The sequence below is a fragment of the Alkalinema pantanalense CENA528 genome (assembly GCF_050753345.1).
Lineage (GTDB): Bacteria > Cyanobacteriota > Cyanobacteriia > Leptolyngbyales > Leptolyngbyaceae > Alkalinema > Alkalinema pantanalense.
In genome coordinates this window covers 1-8,725 of record NZ_JBLZFX010000153.1, presented here as the reverse complement: position 1 = coordinate 8,725, position 8,725 = coordinate 1, and the positions used below count along the sequence as shown (strand labels likewise).

Here is an 8,725-nt window from a genome sequence, read left to right as displayed (position 1 = left end):
CATGATGGTTCGACTGGTTGTGTGGTAACTTCTAGCCTAAACCAGACTCCAACGCCCGTCCCGCTTTCGTTTTATTCCTCAATACTTTTGTCAGTCAAGCAGGCAGATACCCCCATCACTCCCTGTAACCAATTACCCCGGAAAGTAGTCGAAAGGGCCGAAATTTTGCTATCCTGCTGACCGCGAGGAGTCTTTCTCTGGAGCGATCGTCAGATGATAGAAGTCGAACATCTCAGCAAACTTTACGGCGCAACGGCGGCGATACAGGACATCACCTTTTCCGTGGAGTCTGGGGAAATCTTGGGATTTCTAGGGCCGAACGGGGCGGGGAAGACCACAACCATGCGGATCCTGTCGGGATATTTACCAGCGACAAGCGGGACTGCAAAAATTGCGGGCTTTGAAGTCCACGAACAGTCCATGGAAGTCCGGCAGCGCATCGGCTATCTGCCAGAAAATCCGCCGTTGTACCTGGAGATGACGATCGAGGATTTTTTAGATTTCGTGGCTCGTATTAAGGGCGTCAGTGCAGGCGATCGGGCAAACCGGGTAAATTATGCCCTGGAAAAATGTAACCTGACAGAACGGCGGAAAACCCTCATTCGTAAATTATCGAAGGGCTTTAAGCAACGGGTGGGCATTGCTCAAGCGATCGTCCATGATCCGCCTGTGATTATATTAGATGAACCTACTGTTGGCCTGGATCCCAGGCAAATCATCGATGTCCGTAATTTAATCAAAGGGCTAGCAGGCGATCACACGGTTATTCTTTCCACCCATATCCTGCCGGAAGTCAGCATGACCTGCGATCGGGTCGCCATTATTAACCAGGGTCGAGTTGTTGCCACTAATCGCACGGATGAGCTGACCACTCAGATGTTTGCTGGATCTACCTATGAGTTGGAAGTGGAAGGCGATCCCGATCGAGTGAAACTTGCCCTCGATCGAATTACTGGCATCACTGAATTAGAACAACTCCAGCCTGCTAGTCAGAGTTCAGATCCGCGTACCCATTGGCGGGTAAGAGCTGAAGCCCAAGAAGTTGGGGCAGAACTGGCGATCGCGCTAGTCAGTAACGGCCTAAGTCTGTACGAAATGCGACGGGTACAGGCCAGTTTGGAAGACGTTTTCCTACAACTCACAACTGAGGAAAAGGTGGTGTCAGAAACTTCCTCGGAGGCAGAACTCGCATTACCTGATGATGCTTCCCCCGCCCATTCTGAACCAGATATCACGTCAACTCAGACAGGAGAATCCTAGATGAAAGTATTGCTGGCCAATATTCTGGCGATCTACCGTCGAGAACTCCAAAGTTATTTTGCTGCGCCTTGGGCCTATGTGATTGCAGCTATTTTCTGGATCATTGGCGGTTTCCTCTTTACGATCATTACCTTTAGTGATAACGGAATCATTGCCCAAGGCCAAATCTATGACATGCAAGTCCAAGCTGGAGGACAACTTCCGCCGATCGACCTTGCCTATGAGCTAATTCGGACGTTTCTGAGTACGTTAGGATTTATTGCGCTGTTCATACTGCCTATTCTGTCGATGGGGCTTTACACCGAAGAGCGCAAACGGGGCACGCTGGAACTGCTGGCCACGTCACCCGTTACAAACTGGACGGTGGCGGTGGGTAAATTGCTGGCGGTAGTGACCTTTTTTGCGACCCTGATGTTGCCGTTGATGGTGTATCAAGCGATCGTGCTGTCTACTGCCAATCCTCCGATTCAACCCCTAGTGTTTCTTTGGGGACACCTCGGTTTACTGCTACTGGGCGCTTCAGTTCTGTCCTTAGGCATGTTTATTTCCTCCTTAACGGACAGCACGATCGTCGCCGCGATCGCCACTTTTGGTCTACTAGTGGTTCTCTGGTTGATGGATACGATCGCCGATCGGGTTCCGGGGGTAATTGGAACGGGGCTGGGTCATCTCTCCTTGCTAAAACACTACACCAACCTGGTTTTGGGCGTTGTGGATACCAGTAGTTTAGTGGTATTTGGTAGCTACATCTTCCTGGGAGTTTTTCTGACGGCACAATCGATCGAAGCGTTTCGTTTTCAGCGTTCTTAGTATTTCGCTAATTTATCTTCTGAATTATTTTAAGTTAGCTTTTAGACTCAATTTTGGGTGAACGGGCAATCATGGATAAGCTCAGGGCATTTTTCAAACTCTTCAAACACGCCATTTGGTTTGGCATTGGTTTAACCGTTGCGGGATTGACGGCAGGCTTTCTTTCTGGTTGGACGCCGTTGCCGACGGGATTAGCGATCGCAGGACTCGTTCTGATTGGTATTTGGTTACTATTCCTCGGTCAGTACGGGGATCCCGATCGACCTAACTTTTGGCAACGGAGATCGACCCAAGTCGGTACCAATGCACTGATTACGACTCTAGCAATCCTGCTGATCCTAGGGCTAGTCAACTTTGTGGCAGTGCGGAATGTGCAGCGGGTCGATTTGACGGAAACGCAGCTCTTTACCCTGGCACCGGAAACCCAAGCGGTGTTGCAAAAGCTGAATCAACCGCTGACGGTCTACGTCTTCGATCGGCAACCCCACCCCCAGGATCGAGATCTCCTGCAAAATTTCCGACGGGTAACGCCTAATGTCGCCTTTGAATTTGTTGATCCTGACGCCAATCCCGCCTTGGCCCAGAAATTTAACGTCAAAAATGACGCCAACAATAAAGATGTTTATGTCGAACTGCCTAGCCGCAATCGCAATCAATTTGTTCAATCGATCGGCGCACAGCAACGTCTCTCGGAATCCCGCTTAGTCAACGGCATCATCCAAGCGACCAGCGATCGGCAACCCAAGGTTTACTTCCTGCAAGGTCATGGGGAACGGACGTTGGAACCGGGGGAAGGCAGTCTTGCCTTGGCGGCAAAGGAATTGCAAGGTAAAAACTTTGTCAGTGAGCCGCTGAACTTGGCCCAGACGGCAAAAATTCCCGATGATGCGGCGGTGGTTGCTATCGCAGGCCCCAAGCGACCGTTGTTTGAGAAGGAAGTTTCTCTCTTGGAGGAATACTTGAATCGGGGTGGCAATCTCTTAGTCATGGTGGATCCTGAAACCCAACCGGGTCTAACGCCGTTGTTGAATCAGTGGGGGATTCTGCTGGACGATCGGGTGGCGATCGATGCATCGGGTTCCGGTCAATTGCTGGGCTATGGGCCAGCCTCGCCGGTGGTGCAGGACTACAGCGAACACCCCATTACGAAGGACTTTAAAAACGGGATTTCCCTCTATCCCTTTGCCCGTCCCTTGGAAATTAAGCCGATCGAGGGCGTGCAAGCCAATCCCATCATTCTCACCTCTTCCCAAAGCTGGGCGGAGAGCAATCTCAAGGAAAAGCCCGTTAAGCAAGATGCCAACGATCGACCCGGCCCATTGCCCCTGGGGGTTGCTCTGTCCCGACAAGTCAACGTTCAGCCGATCTCCAGTCCCTCGCCTTCGCCAAGTCCCTCCCCGACGGAATCCCCTACCGTTTCCCCGCCACCCTCGGCCTCGCCGAGTCCTTCTCCCAGCCCGTCAGCTACCGCTAGCACCACTCCCAGTCCTTCTCCGTTGCCTAGCCCTTCACCCACACCCGGAACCCAACGGGAAGCCCGCTTAGTGGTCTTCGGCAACTCTAGTTTTGCCAGCGATGCCCACTTTGGGGTGCAGCTCAATGGGGATGTCTTTCTTAATTCCGTCAGTTGGCTCAGCCAAGCCGAAGGCCAAACCCTGTCAATTCGGCCTCGGGAGATGAAAAATCGCCGCATGGCGGTGACGAGTGTGCAAGCGATCGGGACGACACTGCTGGCGTTGGTGATTGTGCCCTTATTGGCCCTAGGGGCGGCGGCGTTCCTCTGGTGGCGTCGTCGGTAAATGTGGTGATTGCATTCAATGCTGTTTTGTATCCTATGATTCTTAATTCTTAACGGTAGTCTTTGCGTTTTCCCGTCACAATCTTGACAGGTGGTCGGCTCCCGCCTTAGAGAACGAGTTCTATGACGATTTTTCAACGTCCTGTATCCGCAGAAGCAGAAACCCGCGATCGTATCCTCAAGGCGGCGCTCAAGCTGTTTGCCCGACGGGGTTTTGATGGGACGACGACGCGCGATTTAGCGGAGGCCGCAGGCGTGGCGGAAGGAACGCTGTTTCGTCACTTTTCCCACAAGAAAGCAATTTTAGTCGAAGTAGCTACCCAGGGCTGGATTGAGTTGCTAACGGACTTGCTGACGGAACTGAGTGAGATGGCCAGCTATAAAGCCGTTGCCCAGGTGATGCGAAAGCGAATGCTGCATTTGCAGGAGAACACCGATCTGTTACGGGTTTGCTTTATGGAAGTGCAGTTCCATGAGGATTTGCGCGATCGAATTCAAGGGGAAGTGATTGAGAAAATGACCGATGTGGCGGAAGCTTTCTTCCAAACAGCAATGGATCAGGGGATTTATCGCAAAATGGATGCGCGATTGGTCGCCCGTGTATTTTTGGGAATGTTTACGATCGCGGGTTTTAGCCAAAGTACGATTACTGATCCGGGATCTTCGGCGAAGGAATTGCAGGAAATGGCCGAGGGGCTATCGGATATTTTCCTCAATGGGGTGTTAGCCAAACCGTAAATCGAGAACCATTCCTCACGGCTGTGCAATTTGCTGGATGGTGAGTTTGCTGGATTTTGTTGTCAATACCGGGCTATGGCAAGTTAGGTGCGATTGGGCTAGATCGGCAGTTCAATGTGAAAGGTCGTTCCAGTGTTGGGTTGGGAATAGCAGGTTAGGTTGCCTCGGTGGTGCTTGACGATGACTTGGTAGCTCAAGGAAAGCCCTAAGCCGCTCCCTTTGCCAATAGGCTTTGTCGTGAAGAACGGATCGAAAATACGAGGTTGAATGCTGGGATTAATGCCACTCCCATTATCGCTAATGCTGATGCGAACCCAGTCTGAGTGAAAAATTTCGGTACGAATATCGATGAGGGGAGCCGGTTGGTTTGACGATCGCAATGCATCGATCGCGTTTTCAATTAGGTTTAAAAAAACCTGATTTAAGGCCCTAGGATTACAAAAAATAGCTGGTAAATGACTTTGCTGAATATTAACGGCAATGGCAGGGTGATTGCTCTGCGGTTGGAGGCGATCGTTTAAGACCAATAGTGCGCTGTCAATGCCTTCTTGAATGTGAGCAAATTTATAATCTGCTTCATCTAAACGTGAAAAATTGCGCAATATGCTAATAATACTTTGAATTCTTTCAGTTCCTGCTTGAATAGATTTCAGAATACGGGGTAAATCTGTCTGGATAAACGGAAAATCTAAGTTTTCTACCTGACGAGTCATCGCAGACGGCAATTTCGGCGTATAGGTTTGATAGATCTGTAATCCTTCTAGGAGTGCCTGGGAATACTGTTCTACGAATCTTAGATTGCTATGAATGAATGTCACTGGATTATTAATCTCGTGGGCAAGCCCTGCGACTGTCCGTTCCAAACTGTGCATTTTTGCTTGGTTTAGTTGCGTTAAACTTGCTTCTGCCCAGTCTTTGGCTTGACGGTATTCATTTTGTATTTTTAATAATTGTTGTAGGGTGTGATAATACAAGTTGACACTAAACAGCACAAAAAAAGCGCCAAGGAAAAATACCAGTCCCATTAAGATTGGAATCCAGAGAAGCAATTCTTTAAATACCAAATAGAGGGCTAAACAATATCCTCCCAAAAAGGAAATCATTAGGGTGAATTGTATCCACCAGCCAATTTGTAGATTTTGGGGTTGCAGAATCACTAAAATCTGGCGGGTGCGAACGATCGCCCCAGCCATAATGCCAGCCCCTGTAGCAATCATACAAAGTGTGGTTAGCCAGACAGGCCAGGAAAGCCATTGTGCGAACATGGACAAATGCAGCTATAAATACAAGATTATGCTTTGCCGAGAAGTATCTTGCTCGGCCGAGCAAGATAGGTGGTTTGAGGATTCAGTACGTTCTCAGATGAATGATTTCCGTGCTTGACGTAAGTCTATCAGCTTTGTTGTCCCAATCTAATTCCTAGTCAAATACAAATTTACTGGTAAACACAGATTTTGCAACACAAATAAGGAATTGTGGTTACCAGTGGTTGGCTGGATATCCAACAATTCCTTCAGTCGCTTGCCTAGGAGCTTAGTTCTCTAATCTTGCTAAGAAGCTCCTATTCTTCGTAACCACCTTCCTCTTCGTAACCACCTTCCTCTTCGTAACCACCTTCCTCTTCGTAACCACCTTCCTCTTCGTAACCACCTTCCTCTTCGTAGCTGTCTTCGGTTTCCTCGTAGTCTTCAGATTCGTCTTCGTAATCTTCTTCAGACTCTTCTTCAGATTCGTCTTCGTAGCTGTCTTCAGTCTCTTCGTAATCTTCTTCAGACTCTTCTTCAGATTCGTCTTCGTAGCTGTCTTCAGTCTCTTCGTAATCTTCTTCAGACTCTTCTTCAGATTCGTCTTCGTAGCTGTCTTCAGTCTCTTCGCAATCTTCTTCAGACTCCTCTTCGTAGAGGTATTCTGTTTCTTCGTACCACTCTTCGCTGTATTCCTCTTCGTACTCCTCTTCGTACTCCATGTAGTACAGCGCTTCGAGATCTTCTACCTCCGTAACGCTGATGTAAGAGTCGCAGAGGTAAACGAGTTCTTCTTCGTAGGTGAAGGTGTAGTCTTCGTTGTAGAGTGCAATGCCACTGGCGGTATGGGTGGCTCCTGGCACGCGCAGAGCGGTAACCATTTCTGCTCTACGGGGATCGAACAGAGAACTTCGACTTTTGCGGATGTCGCGGCTCAAATCGATCGAGTCATCGCTCACCTGCCGAATCACCCAACAGTCATGGTTGAGATCAGTATCCGTCATGTAGTCGTAGGGAATGTAGCAATAGCCTTCATCGCCCCATTCTGTTCCCCAGGAATTGCGGACAACAAATACGCGATCGGGATCAGAATAGCCCACACAGAGCATAGCGTGGCCACCCTCATGTTTCTCGTTGTCAATATCCGGCATGGGCACTAGGCCACCATTACCGCCAGCACCATTGAAGGATTCAAATAATTGCAAGCCAAAAACGAATGGATAGCCCTCAGCTAGGCAACTCCGCATGGTATCCAAATCAATGTCAACGGCAGCAGCGTCCTCAATCCGGAAATTGACCGCTTCTTTATAAGCGGACTTCGGAGGCTTTTGGGCGATGCGCTTGAGGTTAAACGGCCAGGTTTCCTCAGAACAGGCTCCGTACTTACGCACTACTTTGACACAGTTCGAGAGATAGGTTCCTTCATCCTTGCTCGGATCGCTGTCTAGGGAGCGAGCGTTGTAGTAAATGAAGAGACGACTCACATCACCCGCTTGTCCTGTAATGCGGTTCTCGAGGTATTCATACGCTCCAGCCATGGCATTGGCTGTGCAACTGTTGGAGTTCCGCTGGTTTTCCACAGTGGTCATGAAAGGACGCAGATCAACAATCTCCGGTAACTCGTCTGCGGAAAAGCGACTGGAACCAAATTTCTGGGCGTTGCGGCTCTTTTTATCAGGACGGTAGCCGCCGATGTTGATGGTGTCTCCGGAGGAGTCTCTCAAAACAGTTGCTCGGCGAACATGGCGAAAATCCTTTCTGGACGTGGCTGCCACCATAGAAAACCTCGAAGAACTAGATTGTGTTAAATAGAAGCTTTTGGCCATTACGGCTCTTTGCAGCACCCACCCGGATAATTTAGCCGTGACGAACTTAAAGCGAGACTTGAAGGGTAATGCAAAGGGGCTTTTGGGGTGATGCGCTCAAGGCTCGCTGACTGTAGAGTGCCCTGGCTATTTAAGAAAGCAACACCATAGAGCATGCTCAATCGTCAACAGTATAGGGTTGGTTGCGATGTAAGCGTTGCTCCACTGGTGTTGGAGGCAATCAGCTTGAGTATTAAATTATATTGCAGGCTGAAAAAAGGATGCTATGGGGCAGATTTAGCGGCCTTTTGACGATCTTGGAGCGCTTGTTCAGCCGTACGGAATTCATCAGAGATGCTATGGGTTCCAAAGAGAGACACACAAAGCGCCGCTTCTAGTCGGGTCACTGGAGCTTGGGGGTTGAGGGTTTTGATGGCTCCGAAACTCCGCTCCACGTTTTTGAAGTAGTTTTTGTTTTCCAAGGCTTGGTAACGGGGATCGGTGTAGGCAAGGCGGAACGCAGGTTTGAATTTGGGCGAAATCCGATCGCGATCGCTCCAAGGCGGAATGTTGCTATCGGCATAGAGCACATTGGTACCCGGTTTTTTCTCCTTGAGTTCAGGGATGCCGCCGTAGTCGAGGCCGATTTTGATGGCGATCATTTGTTCCCGGGTGAGGGGTTCATCGGGTTTGAACGTGGTGGCATCATAGCCCACGGCAATGCCTGCATTAACGACCCCTTGAATGTAGCGGAAGTCGGGATGACTAGCAGGGACATCGCTAAAGGTGGCTTTGCCGCCTGTGGCTTCTCGAATGGTTTTGTCCGGTTGGGTGTCCCAAATAGCGTTGTTAGCGCGAACGAGCCAGCGCAAAAATTCTGCACGGGTAATGGGCTGCTGGGGATTGAACTTACCTGTGGTCTTTTCAAAAACCCCCAAGGCCGATAGTTGCGCGATTTCCTTGGCTCCGAAGACGCCTGCGGTATCTTCAAAGTCTACGGGCGAGGCTTGGGGGGTGGGTTTTGCGGTAAGTTCGATCGGTGTGGCAGGCAGGGTGGAACTGGGGGAGGC

The 8,725-nt window shown here is 49.8% G+C and carries 7 protein-coding genes; 4 read left to right on the top strand and 3 right to left on the bottom strand.

The window, feature by feature from the left end:
- The first annotated feature begins 213 nt into the window (after positions 1–213).
- The 4 genes from ACN4EG_RS26370 to ACN4EG_RS26355 all read left to right on the top strand — a co-directional run bounded on the left by ACN4EG_RS26370 (position 214) and on the right by ACN4EG_RS26355 (position 4,606).
- Positions 214–1,260: an ABC transporter ATP-binding protein gene (locus tag ACN4EG_RS26370; protein ID WP_431633264.1), complete on the top strand. Its 1,047-nt coding sequence runs from the start codon at positions 214–216 to the stop codon at positions 1,258–1,260.
- The gene (locus tag ACN4EG_RS26365; protein ID WP_431633263.1) at positions 1,261–2,070 is read left to right on the top strand and encodes an ABC transporter permease; all 810 of its coding nucleotides are present in this window, start codon (positions 1,261–1,263) and stop codon (positions 2,068–2,070) included.
- A 71-nt stretch (positions 2,071–2,141) separates the two neighbouring features.
- Positions 2,142–3,869: a GldG family protein gene (locus ACN4EG_RS26360; RefSeq protein WP_431633262.1), complete on the top strand. Its 1,728-nt coding sequence runs from the start codon at positions 2,142–2,144 to the stop codon at positions 3,867–3,869.
- 122 nt (positions 3,870–3,991) lie between these two features.
- Positions 3,992–4,606, top strand: coding sequence for a TetR/AcrR family transcriptional regulator (locus ACN4EG_RS26355; RefSeq protein ID WP_431633261.1), 615 nt, complete (start codon positions 3,992–3,994; stop codon positions 4,604–4,606).
- Between the two features lie 98 nt (positions 4,607–4,704).
- Here the strand turns inward: ACN4EG_RS26355 and ACN4EG_RS26350 are convergent, their stop codons facing one another.
- The 3 genes from ACN4EG_RS26350 to ACN4EG_RS26340 all read right to left on the bottom strand — a co-directional run.
- Positions 4,705–5,871 carry a sensor histidine kinase gene (locus ACN4EG_RS26350; protein ID WP_431633260.1) on the bottom strand — a complete coding sequence of 389 codons (1,167 nt, stop codon included), beginning with the start codon at positions 5,869–5,871 and terminating at the stop codon, positions 4,705–4,707.
- A gap of 296 nt (positions 5,872–6,167) precedes the next feature.
- The gene (locus tag ACN4EG_RS26345; RefSeq protein WP_431633259.1) at positions 6,168–7,628 is read right to left on the bottom strand and encodes a C1 family peptidase; all 1,461 of its coding nucleotides are present in this window, start codon (positions 7,626–7,628) and stop codon (positions 6,168–6,170) included.
- Between the two features lie 311 nt (positions 7,629–7,939).
- Positions 7,940–8,725 (bottom strand): S-layer homology domain-containing protein (locus ACN4EG_RS26340; protein WP_431633258.1); only part of this gene is annotated, 786 nt, incomplete at its 5' end.

What these genes read in the sequence shown, in the direction of transcription:
- ACN4EG_RS26370 (WP_431633264.1), top strand. Translation starts at nt 214, where the DNA reads ATGATAGAAGTCGAACATCTCAGCAAACTTTACGGCGCAACGGCGGCG.
- ACN4EG_RS26365 (WP_431633263.1), top strand. Translation starts at nt 1,261, where the DNA reads ATGAAAGTATTGCTGGCCAATATTCTGGCGATCTACCGTCGAGAACTC.
- ACN4EG_RS26360 (WP_431633262.1), top strand. Translation starts at nt 2,142, where the DNA reads ATGGATAAGCTCAGGGCATTTTTCAAACTCTTCAAACACGCCATTTGG.
- ACN4EG_RS26355 (WP_431633261.1), top strand. Translation starts at nt 3,992, where the DNA reads ATGACGATTTTTCAACGTCCTGTATCCGCAGAAGCAGAAACCCGCGAT.
- ACN4EG_RS26350 (WP_431633260.1), bottom strand. Translation starts at nt 5,871, where the DNA reads ATGTTCGCACAATGGCTTTCCTGGCCTGTCTGGCTAACCACACTTTGT.
- ACN4EG_RS26345 (WP_431633259.1), bottom strand. Translation starts at nt 7,628, where the DNA reads ATGGTGGCAGCCACGTCCAGAAAGGATTTTCGCCATGTTCGCCGAGCA.